This is a genomic window from Paraburkholderia hiiakae (genome assembly GCF_904848665.1).
Lineage (GTDB): Bacteria > Pseudomonadota > Gammaproteobacteria > Burkholderiales > Burkholderiaceae > Paraburkholderia > Paraburkholderia hiiakae.
Genome location: NZ_CAJHCQ010000001.1, coordinates 606816 through 626810 on the forward strand (window position 1 = coordinate 606816; position 19995 = coordinate 626810).

The following is a 19995-nucleotide window of genomic DNA, read 5'->3' on the forward strand; positions in this document are numbered from 1 at the left end:
AGGAGCACGGCGTTCCAGTCATCGTTGCGCCGCAGCATGCGGCGCGAGCGTCAAGCAGAAGCGCTTTTTTAGCGCACCGGGCGCGAAAGCTCGCTCGCGGCGTGCGCCAGGCGCGTGACTTCGTCCCAGTTCTGCGCGGCGATCGCCGCCTTCGGCGTGAGCCACGAGCCGCCCACGCACACCACGTTGGGCAGCGCGAGGAAGGTCGGAGCCGATTCGGCGCTGATACCGCCCGTCGGGCAGAACTTGAGCGTCGGGAACGGACCGTGGAACGCCTGCAGCATGTTCAGGCCACCGGCAGGAACCGCCGGGAAGAACTTGACGATCTCGTAGCCCAGTTCCATCGCGACGATGATGTCGGTCGGCGTCATCACGCCCGGCAGGAGCGGCAGGCCCGCGTCGAGCGAGGCCTGATGGATCTCGCGCGTGAGGCCCGGCGAAACGCCGAATTGTGCGCCGGCCTTCTTCGCGAGCGCGCAGTGCTCGGGTTTCGTGATCGTACCCACGCCCACGACGATATCCGGCGCGATCTTCGCGGCGCGCTCGATGGCTTCGATGCCGGCCTTCGTGCGCAGCGTGATTTCCAGCACCTTCACCCCGCCCGCGTGGAGCGCGCGGGAAACGTGCTCGCCCTGCTCCGGCGTGTCGAATGCGAGCACCGGGATGACCGGACCCAGGCGGACGATGTCGGCGACTGTGCTATTTGCCATGTTCAGGCTCCTTGATGATGAATTCAGTTAGCGGCGTGGGCCGGCGCATGGGTGGTCGAAGCGGCGGGCGCGGGCGCGGCCTGCTCGCCCACGAGCGGACCGAACACCGTTGCACCCAGCTCCGCCGGCGCGGCAGTGGCGCGGAACACGCCGAACAGCTCGCGGCCAAAGCCCACTTCGTTGAGTGCCTGATGCGCGGGCTGCGCGACCGGGCGCGCGTCCCAGTCGGCCGCATCCACTTCGATGTCGAGTACGCCTTCCACCGCGTCGATCACGATCGTATCGCCGTCGCGCACTTTGCCAATCGGACCGTGAAGCAGCGTTTCCGGCGAAACGTGGATCACGGCGGGCACTTTGCCCGACGCACCCGACATGCGCCCGTCAGTCACGAGCGCCACGTGAAAGCCCTTGTCCTGCAGCACGCCGAGCAGCGGCGTGAGGCGGTGCAACTCCGGCATGCCGTTGGCGCGCGCGCCCTGGAAGCGCACGACGGCCACGAAATCGCGCTCGAGTTCGCCGCGGTCGAACGCTTCCTGCACGGCTTCCTGCGAATCGAACACGATGGCGGGCGCACGTACCTTACGGCGCTCCGGCGCGACAGCGGAAACCTTGATGACGCCGCGGCCCAGACGCCCCTGCATCAGGCGCAAGCCACCGTCTGGCTGGAACGGCGTCGGGAGCGGGCGCAGAACGGACTCGTCGGCGCTCTTCTCGACGGCGGGCACCCACGTGAGCTTGCCGTCGATGAGCTTCGGCTCCTCGGTGTAGTGACGCAGGCCACGGCCCGCGACGGTATTCACGTCTTCGTGCAGCAGGCCGCCGTCGAGCAGTTCGCGCACGAGGAACGCGACGCCGCCCGCCGCGTGGAAATGGTTCACGTCGGCCTTGCCGTTCGGATACACGCGCGCGAGCAGCGGCACGGCGTCCGAAAGCGCGTCGAAGTCGTTCCAGTCGATGATGATGCCCGCCGCGCGCGCCATCGCCACGAGGTGCAGCGTGTGGTTGGTCGAGCCGCCCGTCGCCATCAGCGCGACGATGCCGTTGATCACGGCCTTTTCGTCGACCACATGGCCGATCGGCGTGTAGTTGCCGCGCTCGACGGTAAGTTCGAGCACGCGGCGCGCGGCGGCGGCAGTCAGTTCGTCACGCAGCGGCGTGTGCGGATGGATGAAGGCGGAACTCGGCAGATGCAGGCCCATGATCTCCATGAGCATCTGATTGCTGTTGGCCGTGCCGTAGAACGTGCAGGTGCCATGGCCGTGATAGGCGGCCGCCTCCGATTCGAGCAGCGCTCCGCGATCGCACTGGCCCGTGGCGAACTGCTGGCGCACCTTGGCCTTGTCGTCGTTCGTGATGCCGCTCGTCATCGGGCCGGCGGGCACGAAAATCGTGGGCAAATGGCCGAATTGCAGCGCGCCGATCAGCAGGCCGGGCACGATCTTGTCGCACACGCCCAGGCACAGCGCCGCATCGAACATGTTGTGCGTGAGCGCGACGGCCGTGCTCATCGCGATCACTTCACGCGAAAAGAGCGACAACTCCATGCCGGCGTTGCCCTGCGTGACGCCGTCGCACATCGCCGGCACGCCGCCCGCGAACTGCGCGACGCCGCCGCCTTCGCGGGCCGCCTTCTTGATGATGTCGGGGAAATCCTTGTAGGGCGCATGCGCCGAGAGCATCTCGTTATAGGCCGAGACGATGCCGATGTTCGGCTCGCGGATCGACTTGATGGCGATCTTGTCACGACCTTCGAGGCCGGCGAAGCCGTGCGCGAGATTCGCGCATGAGAGCGCGCCGCGCGCCGGGAACCGGTCCTGAGCAGCCGCGATACGCGCCACATAGGCCTCGCGAGTGGGCTTGCTGCGCTCGATCACGCGCTGCGTGACCTTCATCAACTGAGAATGCGGGGAAACCATCGAATCTCCTTCCTTCTTGTCTCGGCGGGGACGCTCGGGGCCGGATCGGACGCGTTTTCGACGGTCTGATCAGCGATGACGCGATGTTAGTAGAAAAACTACAAGCCGACAATCCCGGAAAGACCCTGGGAGCGCAGCATTAAACGAACGCCTAGTCTCACTATAGACGGGCTATACGTCGAATCTCACCGCCCGGCATACAAAGCCGCAAGCGATGATCTTGTAGTTTTTGTACATAACCTCCGATCCGTTATAGTCCACGGATCTTTCAGCATAGTGCGAGTTTCCTGATGCTGCTGTCCCAGGTGAAAGCCATGCGCGAGCAATTGCGCCCATCGGAGCGCAAGCTCGCCGATTACGTTGTCGAGGCGCCGCGCGAAGTGCTCGATCTTTCGATGACCGAGGTCGCCGAACGCGCGGGCGTGAGCCAGCCGACCATCGCGCGGTTCTGCCACGCGCTGGGATTCTCGGGATTCCGGGAGTTCAAGATTCGCCTCGCGCAGGCCGTCGCCGCCGATCTGCCTACGGAGCACCCGGCCGTCTACCGCGACGTGAGCCCGAACGAGCCGGTGCCGGGCGTCGCGGCCAAGGTGCTCGAGCGCACCATCGGCGCGCTGGTGCAAGTGCGCAACAACCTCTCCACCGACTCGCTCGCCGCCGCGATCGACCTGCTCGCGCACGCGTCGCGTATCGAGTTCTATGGCGCGGGCGGTTCGGGCATCGCCGCGCAGGACATGCAGCACAAGTTCTTTCGCCTTGGCATGCCGAGCGTCGCGTATTCCGATCCGCATACGTTTCTCATGTCGGCGGCGCTGCTCGGTCCCGGCGACGTCGTCGTGACGATCTCGAACACCGGACGCACGCGCGACATCGTAGACGCCGCGCGCGCTGCGCTGGATCGTGGCGCGAAGGTCATCGCCATCACGCATGGCACTTCGCCGCTCGCCCGCCTCGCGAGCGTAGGCCTGCATGCCAACGTCGACGAAGATACCGACGTCTTCTCGCCGATGACTTCGCGCACCTCGCATCTCGCGATCGGCGACATACTCGCAGTAGGTGTGGCGCTGCAGCGCGGGCCGGAGCTTGCGGAAAAACTCGCAGGCGCCAAGGACCTCATCGCGCGGCGACGTCTGGACCCGAACGGCTGAATATTGCTCTGGCGGTGCGAACGGCGTTGCGCCGAATGTCTTGTGAGCCCAACTGCGGGCTATGGGCTGTGCACCACTCCGTCCGAATCAACTGCGCACCGGCCAAAAGCAGTTCGTCGACACCGTCTTTACGCGGTCGATATCACAGCCCATGACTCGATAGCGGCATGCGCCGCGCGACACGCGTGCCCGGCGATCACCGCAGAAAAGGATCGGATATCGCTGACATATAATGATTTGAGTTTGGGTGAAAGCGCATAGGGATTGAAGCCACGTCCGGTAGGCAGTTCTTCCGGGATCCTTCACTTAAGACTGCTATCCGATGCTCATGACGATTGCAACGCGAAACATGCGTATCGCGGTGACTGACGCCCATTCGACCGTCTTGACCGCCTTCGCCAATGATCATGAGGCGATGCGGGGCTGCGGTGTCCTCGCGAAGGCCGGAACCGGCACGGCGTTGCTCGACGCCCCGCGCCGTTTCGGCTTCAACGCCGATCCGATCCGCTACGCCGCCGAACGCGGATTCGCGTAATGCCACGCCGATTCCGCCCGGTCGCTTCGCCCCAGGCCTCGCCAGCTGCCGCGCTCAAAACGCTCGAGCACAACCTGAGGCGCGAGAGGCATCTCTTTACGATGCTGACCGGCCTGCTCATCTTTGCGGCGCTGTGCCTGGCGGCGATCGCGATCAGCGGCGTGGTGCTCACCGTGCTACGCGAGCAGCGGCTGGAGGCACGCATTGTGAACGCCCAAGCCAACGCACAGATCTGGCGACACTTGGGCATCCTTGGAAGCGCAGCAGTCGCCCTGACGCTCGAAGATGCGCCGGAGCGCGAGGCACAGACGGACGGCGCGACGTCTTCGCGCTGCTCCCCGACGTTCGGCCCGAGCGGTGGTTCGCCGGATCTTCTTGCGGTTTGCGAGCGGTTCGTCGCGGCCGTCAAGATTTGGTCCGACGTCCCCATTATGCTGTTGCGCGTCGACGGCAGCGCAGCGTACAGCCACGGTCTCACAGTAAAGGGTTCGCAGTTGCCGCCGGGCGAAGCAGCGCACCTGCTCGCCGACACGGCACTTCTGCGCCTTGCTGCGAGCAGCCAGGATTCGCTCGCCGCTGGCGACCGACTGAAGGTATCCTGGTTCCGCCCTCCCACCGCGCTCGGATTTGCGCCCAATCTTGTGCTCGGCGCGACGCCGGTGCAAAAGGACGGCAAACCCTATGCGTTCGTCATCACGAGTGTCGATCTCGGCACGTTCAGCCGCACGCTGCCCGGCAGCGCCTCGGAGCACGCATTGACGCTGCTCGATGCACGTGGCGCCATCCTGGATACATCGCTTTCACCGGCCGGCGCGCAATACCTTGACCGGCGCGTCGCGAGCCTGCCCGCAGGCCTGGCCCATATCGTCCCGCGCTACGGCCTGGCGATGCGCGAGGAACCACTAGCAAGCGACTTCGGTCACTACATGGTCGCGCTCTCGTGGAGCGACCTCTTTACGCTGACGCGCGCACCGGTCGTCCTCATCCTCATCCTGACGGCGGCGCTCGTTGCAATGCTCGTCATGCTCTCGCGCTACTGGAATCGCCACGTGCTGACGCACACCTACGACGAGGCCACACGCGCAGTCGAGGGAGAGCTGCTCAATCACCTGCTCGTTCACGCGACGCCTGTTGGATTGTGCATCGTCAGGCGCAGCAACTTTGAGATCGTCATTGCGAATCAGATCGTGCGCAATGTGCTCGGCCTCGACGCGCAAACTACGCGGCTGCCGAACGCCCTGTGCGCCGAGTTCGAGAGGCACTGGCCGTGGCCCGCGCTCGCGAATGGCGACGACGAAACACCGGTGCACGAGTTACCGTTCTCGCTGGAGCGGCCCGGCGAAGTAGCGCTGCATCTCGCCATTACGTATGCGCCCGCCACGATGAACCGCGAGGACGTGATGTTCTGCGCGGTCGCCGACATGTCGAAGCACCACGAGGCCGAACGCCTGCTGCGCGAAGCGAAGCTCATGAGCGACGAGGCCGCGCGCGCGAAGGTGAGCTTTTTTGCCGCGATGAGCCACGAGATCCGCACACCGCTCGCCTCGCTCGTCGGCAATATCGAACTTTTAGCGCGTGGACCGCTTGCGCCCGAACAGGGTGCGCGCGTACACGCCATGCAAGTTTCAGCCAGCGAGCTGCTGCAAATCGTCAGTGACGTCCTCGATTTCTCAAAGATCGACGTGGGGCAGATGAGGCTGAATGAAGAGGCCGGCTCCGTCGCCGCGTTGCTCGAGCGTATTGCCCTCGCCCACGCGCCGCTCGCCGCGCGCCAGCGACTGCCCTTCTATCTCGTGATTGACCGGGCGTTGCCGGCGCAGCTGCAGTTCGATGTCGTGCGGCTCGCTCAGATCGTCAACAACCTGCTCAGCAACGCGTTCAAGTTCACACAATCGGGGAAGATCGTACTGCATGCCCGCTGGCACGACGATGCGGTCGAAATCAGCGTCAGCGACTCCGGCTGCGGCATCCCCGCCGACTTGAAGAAGCAGCTGTTTCAGCCGTTCACACAGGGCGACGACCAGCGATTCACGCAGGCGCGCGGCACCGGCCTCGGGCTTTCAATCTGTGCGCGCCTTGCGAGCTTGATGCGGGGCCGCGTGGAGATCGACAGCGCGCCGGGCGTGGGTACGCGTGTGGCCGTCATCCTGCCGCTGCGCCGCGAGGGTGACGCTACAGCCGCCGACGGATGGACGCTCCCGGACACGCATCCGGCCATACTATGCCGTGCGCCCGAGAACCGCGAATGGCTTGGCAATCTGTTCGACAGTCGCGTGAGCACACCGACTTTCCTGAGCTCCGATCAGCCGCCGCGCGAAGGGACGTTCGATTATCTGCTGGTTACCAATGAATTCTCGCCAGACGACGTTCGGCTACTCTGGAGCGACGCCGCAAAAATCGTCTGGCTGCGCCAGGACGGGCCCCTCGTCCCTGTCGCGCTTGACGGCGGCGGCGCCGAAGTCAGTCTGTACAGCCTCTCAGGTATCCGTGCTGCGACCCAGATGCTGCGTCCTGGCACCGCTGTGTCCACGGCAGCGCTGCAGTCCGCAACGAACAGGCCCGCCGAAGAAGGCGAATTCCCCTCCCTCACGGCACTGATCGCCGAGGACAATCTTCTCAATCGCGGTTTGCTGCGCGACCAGCTGCGCACGCTCGGCGCGAAGGTAGTCGAAGCTAAAGACGGCGAGGAAGCGCTTGCGCGGCTCGACGGGCAACACGTGGATCTCGTCTTCACCGATCTCAACATGCCTGTCATGAACGGCTATCAGTTGCTGGAGGCAGCACGCAAGAGGTATCCGGACCTGCCAATCTACGCCGTGAGTTCGAACGCGTTACCCGAACAGATCGCGCAAGGCCGCGCAATGGGTTTCACCGATTACCTGAGCAAGCCAGTCACACTTGCCGATCTTGCCCGTGTGCTGGCAGCCGTGGCTACGCAGGCCGCAAGCACGCCCAAGCCCGAAGTGCAAACTGCGAGTGAATCGCAAACAAGCGCGGAGACTGAACTACCGCGTTTCCCGGCGCTAGCCCCTGAGATTGTTAGCATCTTCGTCGAGCAGGCCGACCACGACATCGCCGACTACACCGAAATCGCACGACAGCGAGATGTCAAGCGACTACGCGATTGGGCACATCGCGTCTCTGGCGGTCTCGCGGTGCTCGGACCTTCGATGCTGAATGAAGCCTGCCTCGAACTGCGCTCGACGATACGCGAAGCAGGTGCGTGGACCGAAGACGTGGACGAACTGGCGGCAGCAGTCACGACGGAACTGGCAGCACTGCGCACGATCGCATCGCCTCGTGAGGAAAACTGAATAACAACGCGGATTCGGCGTAAGCGGTCGGCCAGCATCGTTGGGAAAGCTGGTACACAGGCCGAATTCGACCCATCGTCGCAACACTCCCGTATAGGAGGTGGCGATGCGCACAAAGAAGCGGAGATCGGATCGGACAGGACGAGCAAACGCGCGGACGCCAGGGCTCCCGCCGCCGTTGATCTTGTCGAGGCCGATGCCGTTGTTCATGCCGTCGCCCGGCGAGAAGGCGAGCATACCGCCCTCGCCCACATCGTTAGCCGCGCCGTATCAAGGCTCGACGACGTTGAATTCGCCGTCGAACTGATCGAGAGTTTCAAACATGCTGCCAAAAAGCGCGATCTGGCCTTCGAGCACGATGTCGCCCGCCGCCAAGGCATCCCGAAAGCCGGTTTCGCCGCAAAGAATCCGGTTCAGCGTGCTTCTCGACATCGCTACACGCAGGTCCGTCGCCGTGTTTCCATCCGAGGCCGACCACGTGAGAGCGCCATGCTGCAAATTCAGCGTGAACAGCTTTTGAAGGTCCGTGAACAACCATTCAATTCGCATTTTCAAATGCTGCGCCTTCAGCCCGTCAATACGCACGGCAAGGTAGTCGAAGAACATTTCCTCGGTGATCGCACAGACCATGTCGCGGCTGCGGGCGCCGAACTGGGTTGATGCATCCCGTCCGTGGCGCAACTCGCGCGCGCCGAGCAGGAATGCATTGCGCCACGTTGCCGACTCGGTCTGGTAGCCCATCTGTTCGAGCGCCGCGGCGCCTAGCTCGCGCGCTTCGCGCAAACGGGGTTGCGCAAAGACGAGGTGATTCATCACTTGCGCGACCCAGCGATATTCGCCCCGATCGAAATCCAGGCGTGCGCGCTCGAGCATCGCCCGGGCGCCGCCCATGTATTCGACGTAGCGCGGCGCCGATGCCTCGGGCGGCAGCGCATGCAGGTTAGCGGGATTGCCGTCGTACCAGCTCAGATAGTGCTGGTAGATGGCCTTCACGTTATGCGAGATGGTGCCGTAGTAACCACGCGTGTGCCACTTCGCGCGCAGCGCGTCCGGCAGGCGGATCTGCTCCGCGATTTCGGCCGCATTCAATCCATGGTTCATCAGGCGCACGGTCTGGTCATGCAGGAACTTGTAGAGGTCCCGCTGCGCCTCAAGGTAGTCGACAATGCGCGCGTTACCCCACGTCGGCCAGTTGTGCTGGGCGAACACAACCTCGGCCCCGCGCCCATAGCGCTCCAGCGACTCGCCCAGATAGCGCGACCATAGTTGGGCATTGCGGACCTGCGCGCCGCGCAGCGGACACAGATTGTGGAGTGAGCGCGTGGCGTTCTCGGCGAGATTGAGCGCACGCTCGCCAGGGAACCAGAAATGCATCTCTGCAGGCGCTTCGCTTTCCGGCGTGAGCTGAAACACGATTTCGACGCCGTCAATCACATGCGTTTCGGTTGCCTCATGGATCAGTTGCGTCGGCCGTATCAGTGTGATCGTGCCGCGTGGGATGGATTTGCCCATACCGGTATCGATCTGGCAGCACGCACCGCGCGCCAGCGTGTGGCCGAACTGGAACTGGGCGCGGCGAGCCATTGCCGTTCCGGCCATCACGTTTTCCGACACGGCTTCTTCCATGAAGCCTGCGGGTGCGATGATCGCCGTCCTGCCCGCGGCGACATCGGCTTCGCTCACCACGCCCCGCACCCCACCGAAGTGATCGGCGTGACTGTGACTGTAGATCACGGCGACCACGGGCCGTTGCGGTCGATGCGCGAAATACAGGTCGAGCGCGGCGGCGGCCGTTTCCTTGCAGGTGAGCGGATCGATGACGATCAGACCGCTGTCGCCCTCGATGAACGTCACATTCGAAACGTCAAAACCTCTGACCTGGTAGATGCGCTCCGTCACGCGGAACAGACCGTGGATCGTGTTGAGCCGCGCGTGTCGCCAGAGCGCGGGGTGGGCCGTGGCCGGTGCCTGTTCCTCCTCGAGGAATTCGTAGCCGGCGAGAGTCCATACCAGTTGTCCGTACTCGCCGCGTATCTCCGCATCGGCAATCGTCCCGATGAAACCACGGTGAGCGTCGAGCACTTCGAGCGGGTCGTCCGCTGGCAAGTCGAGCGAGGCCGCCTCGTGCGCCGCGATCGTGGCGGCAGTTGCCGGCAGCACCCCGGACGGCGCATGGACATCTTCGTGTTTCAGCGAGTGTGACATCGTGAACTCCGTTGATTCGTCGAGCGCCCTCACCACGGGCGAAAGCGCAGTGTCTTGCCGATCAGCGCGCAGCGGCGCGGATCATGTCCGCCGCCTTTTCGCCGATCATCATTGCGGGCGCGTTGGTATTGCCGCCGATCAGCGTGGGCATGATCGAGCAATCGACCACCCTCAGGCCTTCGACGCCTCTCACGCGCAGTTCGGGATCGACTACCGCGAGCCGGTCCGTGTCGGGGCCCATCCGGCAAGTGCCTACCGGGTGATACAGGCAGTCAGCGTGGTCGCGCACGAAAGCGCGCAGACTTGCCTCATCTGCAAAACTCTCGCTCCTCATCTCGCGGCCGCCCAGATCCCTCATCGCGGGCTGCCCGAGCACATCGCGCATGATGTGGATGCCGGCAATCAGCGTTTCCATATCGCGCGGCGCGCTCATGAGTTGCGTATCGATCAGCGGCGCATCGCGCACGTCGGGCGAGCGCAGACGAACGAAGCCGCGGCTCTCAGGGCGCAGCACGCAAACGTGCCCCGAGTAGCCGTGACCCAGCTTGCGCCGGCTGCCCATGTTGCGATTGCCGATCAAGGCCACCGTGAACACCAGGTTGAGGTCGGGGCGTTCCACCTCGGGGCGGCTCTTCACGAACGCTCCGGCCTCGACAAAATTGGAGGTGAGCATGCCGGTACGATCGCGCCGGTAGCGCCGGATCTCCCTGAGAAGGCGCAGCCCCCCGCGCAGCGTCGCGCCGAACAGATCGGTGCTGTCGAGTTGCGTATTGATGACGATGTCGAGATGGTCCTGCAGATTTTCGCCAACGCCAGGCAAGTCCTGGAGCACCTCGACGCCGAAAGAGCGCAAGTGCTCTGCCGGCCCGATGCCGGACGCCAGCAGCAGTTGCGGCGAATTGAATACACCGCCGGAGACGATTACCTCGCGGCGCGCGCGCAGCACCTGCTCAACGCCACCACGGACAACGACCACGCCCACCGCGCGCCGGCCGTCGAAGACGAGACGCAACGCTTGCGTCTCGGTCAACACGTGCAGGTTCGTCCTGCCGTTGTTGTAACGCCCGTTGGCGGCTTCGCCGCGGTGCAGATAGGCGCGCGCGGCGTTCCAGCGTTCACCGTTGTGCTGAGTCACCTGGTAGTAGCCGAACCCTTCCTGTTCCGCGCCGTTGAAGTCGTCGTTCAGCTTGTGGCCAGCCTGCTCGGCCGCTTGAAGAAAGGACTTCGCAAAAGGATTTGGAGACCGAAGATCATTGACATAGAGCGGGCCTTCGGTGCCGTGCCACGGATTGTCCGTGCCCGCGAAGCGACGATTGTTCTCGCTGCGCCTGAAATACGGTAGTACGTCGTTGAAGCTCCAGCCATGGCAGCCTTGTGCGGCCCAGTCGTCGTAGTCCTTGTGATGACCGCGGATATAGACCATGCCATTGACCGACGACGAGCCGCCAAGCACGCGCCCGCGCGGCTGGTAATTGGTGCGGCCGCCGAGCGCCGCCTGGGGCTCGCTGTAGTATCCGTAGTTATAGGGGCCGGGCTTGACGACGGTCTTGGCCAGTCCAACCGGCGTCCAGATCAGATAGTGATCGTCACAGCCACCGCTTTCGATCACGGCAACGCTGATGGTGGGGTTTTCGGCCAGACGTCCGGCAACGGCGCAGCCGGCGGACCCCGCTCCGATCACAAGGTAGTCGTATTCGCCGGCAACGGGCGCGCTGGAAGAAGAACGCATAGGGGTTCCCTTTCGTGGATGCGGCTCACGTCGCCGCCCACTTGTCCGTTATGTTCGCGAAGATTCGGCGGGTTGCCCCTTCCGGACCTACACCTGTCTCCATGGCAGTGCAGTGGACCTGCGAACGCCAGGGTAACAGCAAAGCGCGGGAGGCAGCCCCACCCGGATGAGGTAGGTGAGCCGCATCGCGGTTCACGCTGGCAACGTCTGATGCGCACCGTCGAGTGTTCCCGGCCCGAACCTCTCATGTCTGGAAGCCAGCGTACCGATGCTGGCTAGCGGCCAGGCCGCCGAGCGCACGTAACAAGGCTTGCGGCCCTCGCGAGTTGTTCATGCCGAAAGCGTCGCCATAAAAAAAGCGGACTCCCGAAGGAATCCGCTTTACGCTTCGGCCTGAACTACGCAGCCGAACTAAGTAGGCAGCCAGGCTCGCCCGAGGCGGCCATACCGCGTCGCCTCCGGTTCGCCGTCAGGCGCTTACCATTGGTACGACATACCGCCGCCGTACGTTGCACCGCCACCCGAGGCGTAACCACCGCCCAACTTCACCTTGATGTTCTGGGTGATGCGAGCCGAGGCGCCGAGCGCCACTGCCTGGTAGCCCTGGAAGTTGGCCGTACCGACACCAACTGCAATGGTCTTACCTTGATCGACGTCCGGAATCATCGTCAGCGCGGTTGCCGCTGCGACACCGCCGTAGGCGTTGCGAGCCACGGAGTTCACGTTGCTCTGGAGCGCATTCAAGCCGCTCTGGAGCTGACCCATGTTCGCCGCATCGGTCGGGTTGACGCCGTTCGCGACGTTGGTGATACGACGCTCGTTGCCTTGCGAGCCCACGGACACAGTGTTGTCCTCGTCCGCCACCGAGTTCGCACCGAGCGCGACCGAGTTGTTACCCGTGGCCGAAGCCTTGTCGCCGATCGCCGTCGAGTTCGCACCCGAAGCTGTTGCACCGCCGCCCGCCGCGATCGAGTTGGAACCCGTTGCCGAGGCCGCACCGCTCGTGGTGTTGGTCGAGATGTACTGCGAACCGGTGTCGCCGATATTCTGGATCTGCTGACCCAGATCTGCGACGTGCTGGTTCGTGGCGTACAACTGCGCGCCCGTCACGGCGTCGGAGCTCGATGCCGAGAGCTCGCCGTCGCTCAGGTTGGTCAGCTTGACCGTCGAAGTCGAACCCGTACCGCCCAGCGTGATCTTGTCGTGTGCCGTCGAGTCGTACTGGACTGCATTCGCGACCTGAGCCGAGATGTTCGTCACGTCGCCAGCGATGCTCGTGATCGTCTTCTCGATGTTGGTCACACGGCCGTCGAGGTTCGTCACGCGGCCGTCGAGGTTGGTGATCACATCGCCAACGCTCGTGAAGGTGTTGCCCCCCACGTTGTACGTCGGAGCCGAGATCGAACCATTGCCGTTGACCGTCGAACCACCGCCCAGTGCGTCAGCCGTGGTCGATGCCGTGTTGTACAGCTGCGTACCGTTCACGGCGTCGAGGCTGCTTGCCGAGAGAGCGCCGTTTGCGACGTTGTGGATGACGACCGGTGCGTGGCTCATGTTGCCACCCAGCGTGATCGAGCTCATCGACGTGTCGTCGTACGCAACGAAGGCGTTCGTTACGTTACCCGACTTGTCGAATTGTGCGCCCATCGCCTGAAGCTGCGCGTAGTTCACCGCGTCGTAGGCCGTGGTGCCGTTCGCCACGTTGTGCAGCGCCACCGGCGTGGTCGAACCCGCGCCACCCAGCGTGACCGAGCCCTTCGACGTGTTGTCGTACGCAACGAACGCGTTGAGCAGGTTGCCCGAACCGTCCGTCTTCGCGCCCAGTGCGTACAGCTGCGAGCCGTTCACCGCGTCGACGCTCGATGCGGTGACCTGGCCTGCCGCGACGTTCGTCAGGACGACCGGCGACTTCGAACCGACGCCGCCGAGCGTGATCTTGCTCATCGACGTATTGTCGTAGGCCACGAACGCGTTCAGCAGGTTGCCCGAACCGTCCGTCTTCGCGCCCAGTGCATAGAGCTGAGAGCCGTTGACTGCATCGAAGCTCGAGGCATTCAGTGCGCCGTTTGCGATGTTGTGCAGCGCGACCGGCGAGTGGTTTGCACCACCGAACGTCACCGAGTTCATCGACGTGTCGTCGTAGGCGACGAACGCGTTGAGCAGGTTGCCCGAAGCGTCCGTCTTCGCGCCCAGTGCGTACAGCTGCGAACCGTTGACTGCGTCGACGCTCGATGCCGCTACTTCGCCGTTTGCGACGTTCGTCAGGGCGACCGGGCCTGTCGTCGTGTTCTGGCCGCCGAGCGTCAGCTTGGTATGCGTTCCGTCGTCGTACACGACCGCATCCACACCGCCACCCTTGGCCGCTTCCATGACGGCGTCGAGTGCCGTGCCAACATCGTTGTACGTCTGGTTCGAAAGCACATAGGTCGGCACGCCGATAGATCCGTCCGCGTTGACCTTCGAGTTACCGCCCAGCGCCGTAGCCGTCGAGCTTGCCACACCGTAGAGCTGCGTGCCGTTCACCGCGTCGAAGCTAGATGCGCTCACCACACCTGCTGCAACGTTGTGCAGCGCTACCGGTGCATGGTTCATGCCGCCGCCCAGCGTGACCGAACTCATAGACGTATCGTCGTACGCAACGAACGCGTTGAGCAGGTTGCCCGCGTCGTCGGTCTTTGCACCGAGTGCGTACAGCTGTGAGCCGTTCACCGCGTCAACGCTCGATGCGGTCAAGCCGCCATTCGCGACATTCGTCAACTTCACAGCCGCGCCCGTGCCGCCCAGCGTGACCGAACTCATCGACGTACCATCATAGTGCACCGCCAACGGATCCGTAGCGGTACCACCGCCGCCACCGTCGCCCAGCGCGTCGATCGCGTCGCCCACGCTGCTATAGGTCTTGCCGCCGATGATATAGGTCGGCTGCACGATCGAACCATCCGCGCCAACGGTCGCATTCCCACCGAAGGCCGACACCGCTGCAGTCAGTTGGCTGACGTTTACCGCGTCGGTGCTGGCCGTACCGTTCGCAACGTAGATGATCTGGCGCTGCTGGTTGCTCGAGCCGACAGCAATGCTATTCGCACGATCCGCAACCGAGGACGAGCCTAACGCCACGGAATTCTGCGCTGCACTGGTGACGTTAGCCTTGCTGCCAAGTGCAATCGAATTCGTTGCCTGCGAGTCGACCTTCGTGCCAAGACCAATTGCCATTGAGTTGGTACCGGCAGCCGAGCTGTTAAAGCCGATCGCCAGCGCGTTGTTGGCCAACGCGTATGCGCCCGCACTCAGTGCGTTCGAGTCGGTCCCAAGCGAGACCGCACCGTAGCCCAGTGCGTTGGCGCCAGCGCCGGACGCCGTTGCGCTCGTTCCCATCGCGAAAGATCCGGTGTTGGTTGCCGTCGCAGCTGTACCAACCGCCACCGCTCCCGTTCCCGTTGACAGGGCGCTCGCACCGATGGCAACGCCCGCGCCGACGGTGGAAGTCGCGGCCTGCCCAATTGCCACGTTCCCTGTAAGCGGTGTGGCGTACGCGGCGTCGCTACCATCGGCCGGCCCGGCAACCTGGACCCAGGGATTGGAACCCGAATCCCCAACCGCACTTTCCGCGCTCAATGCAGTGAGGTGGTTGTTCACAGCCTTGAGCGCCGTCTTGGTATCGCTCGCCATATTGTCGACCGCCGCCGGCATGGTCGCCGACACGCCGCCCATCGCAGCGTTCAACTGATCGAGATTGACGGCGTCCGTACCGATCGCGCCAGCAGACACGTTCGTGATTCGACGGGTGAGATTGGCCGACGAGTCACCAACGGAAATCGTGTACGGCGTGTTCGCAACCGAGCCAAGGCCCAGTGCGACCGCTCCCACTGCGGTGGACTTTGCAGCGACACCCGAGCCGCTGCCGCCAATGTAGGGGTTGCCCGTAATCACGGCCTGCGTCATCTGCGCCACGTTGACAGCGTCGGTCGCTTCAACGCCAGCCGCAACGTTTTTCAGCGTCACCGGTGCGTGGCCCGAGCCGCCCAGCGTGACCACGCTCTTCGACGTGTCGTCGTACGTCACGAACGCATTCGTGATGTTGCCCGACGCATCGGTCGTCGCACCCAGCGCGTAAAGCTGCGAGCCATTCACTGCGTCAATGCTCGAGGCGCTCAGCGCGCCGTTCGCCACGTTCGTCAGCTTCACCGCTGCGTGGCCCGAACCGCCCAGCGTCACCGAGTCATGTGCCGACGAGTCGTACAGCACGGAATCGGCCACCGTGCCCTTGATCTTCGTGATGTCGCCCGAGATGTTCGTCACATCGCCCGCGAGGTTCGAGACGCTCTGGTTCGTCGTGTACAGCTGGCCACCGTTCACCGCATCGGTGCTCGAGGCATTGCTGATGTCACCGGCCGCAACGTTCTTCACCTTCACCGCTGCGTGGCCCGAGCCACCCAGCGTGATCGCACTCTTCGACGAGTCGTCGTACGTCACGAACGCATTCGTGATGTTGCCCGACGCATCGGTCGTCGCACCCAGCGCGTAAAGCTGCGAGCCATTCACTGCGTCAATGCTCGAGGCGCTCAGCGCGCCGTTCGCCACGTTCGTCAGCTTCACCGCTGCATGGCCCGAGCCGCCTAACGTCACCGAGTCATGTGCCGACGAGTCGTACAGCACAGAATCGGCCACCGTGCTCTTGATCTTCGTGATGTCGCCCGAGATGTTTGTCACATCGCCCGCGAGGTTCGAGACGCTCTGGTTCGTCGTGTACAGCTGGCCACCGTTCACCGCATCGGTGCTCGAGGCATTGCTGATGTCACCGGCCGCAACGTTCTTCACCTTCACCGCTGCGTGGCCCGAGCCACCCAGCGTGATCGCACTCTTCGACGAGTCGTCGTACGTCACGAACGCATTCGTGATGTTGCCCGACGCATCGGTCGTCGCACCCAGCGCGTAAAGCTGCGAGCCATTCACTGCGTCAATGCTCGAGGCGCTCAGCGCGCCGTTCGCCACGTTCGTCAGCTTCACCGCTGCATGGCCCGAGCCGCCTAACGTCACCGAGTCATGTGCCGACGAGTCGTACAGCACAGCATCGGCCACCGTGCTCTTGATCTTCGTGATGTCGCCCGAGATGTTTGTCACATCGCCCGCGAGGTTCGAGACGCTCTGGTTCGTCGTGTACAGCTGGCCACCATTCACCGCATCGGTGCTCGAGGCATTGCTGATGTCACCGGCCGCAACGTTCTTCACCTTCACCGCTGCGTGGCCCGAACCGCCCAGCGTGATCGCACTCTTCGACGAGTCGTCGTACGTCACGAACGCATTCGTGATGTTGCCCGACGCATCGGTCGTCGCACCCAGCGCGTAAAGCTGCGAGCCATTCACTGCGTCAATGCTCGAGGCGCTCAGCGCGCCGTTCGCCACGTTCGTCAGCTTCACCGCTGCGTGGCCCGAACCGCCCAGCGTCACCGAGTCATGTGCCGACGAGTCGTACAGCACGGAATCGGCCACCGTGCCCTTGATCTTCGTGATGTCGCCCGAGATGTTCGTCACATCGCCCGCGAGGTTCGAGATGCTCTGGTTCGTCGTGTACAGCTGGCCACCGTTCACCGCATCGGTGCTCGAGGCATTGCTGATGTCACCGGCCGCAACGTTCTTCACCTTCACCGCTGCGTGGCCCGAGCCGCCCAGCGTGACCGCGCTCTTCGACGAGTCGTCGTACGCCACGAACGCATTCGTGATGTTGCCCGACGCATCGGTCGTCGCCCCCAGCGCATACAGCTGCGAACCGTTCACCGCGTCAACGCTCGAGGCGTTCAACCCGCCGTTCGCCACGTTCGTCAGCTTCACTGCCGCGTGGCCCGAGCCACCCAGCGTCACGGATGCCATCGACGAGCCGTCGTAGTGCACGGCCAACGGATCGACACCGCCAACCGCGTTCAACGCATCTCCCACATTGCTATAGGTTTTGCCGCCGATGACGTAGGACGGGTTCACGACCGAACCGTCGGCGCCGACCGTCGCATTGCCGCCGAAGGCCGATACGGCGCTCGTCAGCTGGCTAACGTTGACGGCGTCGGTGCTGACCGTGCCGTTCGCAACATAGATGATCTGACGCAGTTGCTTGCTCGATCCCACCGAAACGCTGTTCGCGCGATCCACGACCGAGGAAGTACCGAGCGCAACCGAGCTCGGCGCTGCACTAGTCGCTTTGGCCATGTAGCCAATCGCCATCGAACCTGTTGCCTTCGAGTCGACGTTTGCGTTCTGACCGATCACCACGGAGTTCATAGCGGCAGCCGAGGTGTAATTGCCGAACGCCATTGAGTTGGTACCGAGCGCGTTCGCGCCCATACCCAGTGCGGTTGAGTTGTCGGCCTGTGCCACAGCGCCGTAACCAATTGCGTTCGCCTGGCTGCCAATAGCCTGCGCGGCGAGGCCCACAGCGGTGGACCCGTTATTAGCCGCCGTTGCACCAGTGCCGATCGCCACCGCCCCCGTTCCCGTTGAGCGCGCCTGCGCGCCGATAGCCACACCCGCTCCGACGGTCGCGGTCGCAGCCTGCCCGATCGCCACGTTTCCGGTAAGGGGTGTGGCGTACGCTGGGTCGCTGCCGTCGGCTGGCCCGGCCACCTGGATCCATGGGTTCGACGGACTCGAATCCGCTACCGCGCCTACCGGATTTACTGCGCTCAGTGCACCGAGCCGGTTGTTCACAGACTGAAGGGCCGTGTGCGTGCTATCTGACAGGTTGTTGACCGCCATCAGCATGGCCGAATCCGAACTACTCAGCTGCCCGACAGTAGCGGCGTCCGTCGAAGCGACGCCAGGCGCCACATTCGTGATCCGACGGGTAAGGTTGGCCGCCGAGTTACCAACGGAAATCGTGTAGGGCGAATTCGCGACCGAGCCAAGACCCAGCGCGACCGATCCCGGTGACGTGGCTTGAGCAGCGGCGCCGTTGCCGTTTCCGCCGATGTACGGGTTGCCCGTGGCCGCGTAGTTCTGCATCTGCGCTACGTTGACCGCATCGGTCGGATCCACGCCAGTGGCCACGTTCTTCAGCACCACGGGAGCGTGCGAGGTGCCAACACCACCCAGCGTCACCGAGCTGTGCGCCGACGAGTCGTACTTCACCGCATCGGCGTTGCCACCGATGTTCGTGACGTCGCTATACAGGTTCGAAATATCCGAGGTGTTCTTCGTGATTTGCGTGTTCGTCGCGAACAGTTGCGAGCCGTTCACCGCATCCGTGCTCGAGGACGTCACCTGGCCGGCCGACATGTTGGTGACCTGGCGCGTCGCACCTGCGCCGCCCACGCTCACCACGCCGGTCGGCGTTGCGCCCGCATAATCGTACGTCGTCCCGCCGATCACGCCGCTGGCCGTGTTGACAGCGGTGGCTGTGGTCGTTCCGTTGCCGAGCGCCACCGAATTCGCAGTCGTTGCCGCGGCACCGGTACCGATTGCTACGGCGTTAGTCGCAACTGCATTTGCAAAGGGGCCAACAGCCACTGAACGCGTGCCGCTCGCTAAGGAATTGCCGCCAACCGTAACCGCGTCGATTGCCGCGGCCCATGCACTCTGACCGATCGCTATTGCATCTTGACCAACAGCGCTCGCATTGCAGCCAACCGCATATGCAGAACCGCCGCCCGGCGCATTGGTGTTGTCCGCGTACGGTATCGTATAGCCCCCTCCCACGCACGTCGAACTGCCCGTGGAAGTCGCGATCACTGGCGTGCCGCCGCTATCCTTGACCGTCCCGGAGGCAAAAGCAGCGGTGCTTGCGAATGAGCCCGCTCCCAGAAGAAGGACTGCATTGAGTGCCGCGGCCGTATTTCTGGAGGACCGTTTCCCATGAGCACTAGCATTTTCCTGCACCGCAACCCACGTCCCCGTGGACTCGTTCCAAACTGATCGATATGTCTTGTTCATTCTTTGCCCTGATTAAAGACGAGTGACGAAACATCAGACGAGGCGGTGCGTTAGCGCAAAGCGGCACCGACTGCGTCAACAACGCAATGGATATCGCCCCGATCAGCATTGAGAAAATACCGACAGAATTAAACGGGACAGATACCACGACACTCGCGACTTTATTAATCAGTAACCAGAAGCGACATAGGAGAACTCTTAAACAAAAATTTTAGATCGGCATTACCTCATCGATGCAGACAAACGGCTACATGGCCGGGTCAGCGTAGTCTACGTAAAAAGAATAAATTAAACGCATTCAGCCGCGAATGCGATGAAATCCTCACAATATGAGATCAGCCCTACTATTCTTACTACAAAAAATAATCCGAATATCACATCGAAAATCCACTTCACCCTCATTTGAAATAGAAAAATCCTACAAATAATTTGCATCAATACATTTACAGTCAATTCCATGGGTAACTCCCCTAAACAACGACCTTCCATGGTCTTTTTAACCCGAATCAAATCCCATCCCG

Annotated in this window: 8 protein-coding genes and 1 pseudogene; 3 read left to right on the forward strand and 6 right to left on the reverse strand. The window is 63.3% G+C overall.

Annotated features, from left to right (window positions below; genetic code table 11):
- Positions 1-68: 68 nt before the first annotated feature.
- Together eda and edd are read right to left on the reverse strand one after the other, a co-directional pair.
- Positions 69-710, reverse strand: coding sequence for a bifunctional 4-hydroxy-2-oxoglutarate aldolase/2-dehydro-3-deoxy-phosphogluconate aldolase (eda, locus tag JMY28_RS02640; protein WP_201694318.1), 642 nt, complete (start codon positions 708-710; stop codon positions 69-71).
- Between the two features lie 23 nt (positions 711-733).
- On the reverse strand, positions 734-2626 hold the full coding sequence (gene edd / locus JMY28_RS02645) for a phosphogluconate dehydratase (protein ID WP_201694320.1): 1893 nt from the start codon (positions 2624-2626) through the stop codon (positions 734-736).
- 290 nt (positions 2627-2916) lie between these two features.
- On the opposite strand from edd, the gene JMY28_RS02650 reads away from it, so the two are divergent.
- From JMY28_RS02650 to JMY28_RS02660, 3 genes are all read left to right on the forward strand, one after another.
- Complete coding sequence (locus tag JMY28_RS02650) at positions 2917-3774, forward strand: MurR/RpiR family transcriptional regulator (protein ID WP_201694322.1); 858 nt, start codon at positions 2917-2919, stop codon at positions 3772-3774.
- A 349-nt stretch (positions 3775-4123) separates the two neighbouring features.
- Entirely contained in the window at positions 4124-4309 is a 186-nt protein-coding gene (locus tag JMY28_RS02655; protein WP_201694324.1) for a hypothetical protein, read from the forward strand.
- Complete coding sequence (locus JMY28_RS02660; protein ID WP_201694326.1) at positions 4309-7623, forward strand: hybrid sensor histidine kinase/response regulator; 3315 nt, start codon at positions 4309-4311, stop codon at positions 7621-7623. The genes JMY28_RS02655 and JMY28_RS02660 overlap by 1 nt, the downstream gene beginning before the upstream one ends.
- Positions 7624-7893: 270 nt before the next feature.
- On the opposite strand, the gene JMY28_RS02665 is transcribed toward JMY28_RS02660, so the two are convergent.
- The 4 genes and pseudogenes from JMY28_RS02665 to JMY28_RS39480 form a co-directional block, all read right to left on the reverse strand.
- Entirely contained in the window at positions 7894-9828 is a 1935-nt protein-coding gene (locus JMY28_RS02665; protein WP_201694327.1) for an alkyl/aryl-sulfatase, read from the reverse strand.
- A gap of 61 nt (positions 9829-9889) precedes the next feature.
- A complete protein-coding gene (locus JMY28_RS02670; RefSeq protein WP_201694328.1) occupies positions 9890-11557 on the reverse strand; it encodes a GMC family oxidoreductase in 1668 nt (555 codons plus the stop codon).
- 477 nt (positions 11558-12034) lie between these two features.
- Positions 12035-18967: a YadA-like family protein gene (locus tag JMY28_RS02675; protein ID WP_236596659.1), complete on the reverse strand. Its 6933-nt coding sequence runs from the start codon at positions 18965-18967 to the stop codon at positions 12035-12037.
- A 15-nt stretch (positions 18968-18982) separates the two neighbouring features.
- Positions 18983-19474, reverse strand: a pseudogene (locus JMY28_RS39480) (ESPR domain-containing protein); the annotation flags it as partial.
- Positions 19475-19995 lie beyond the last annotated feature (521 nt).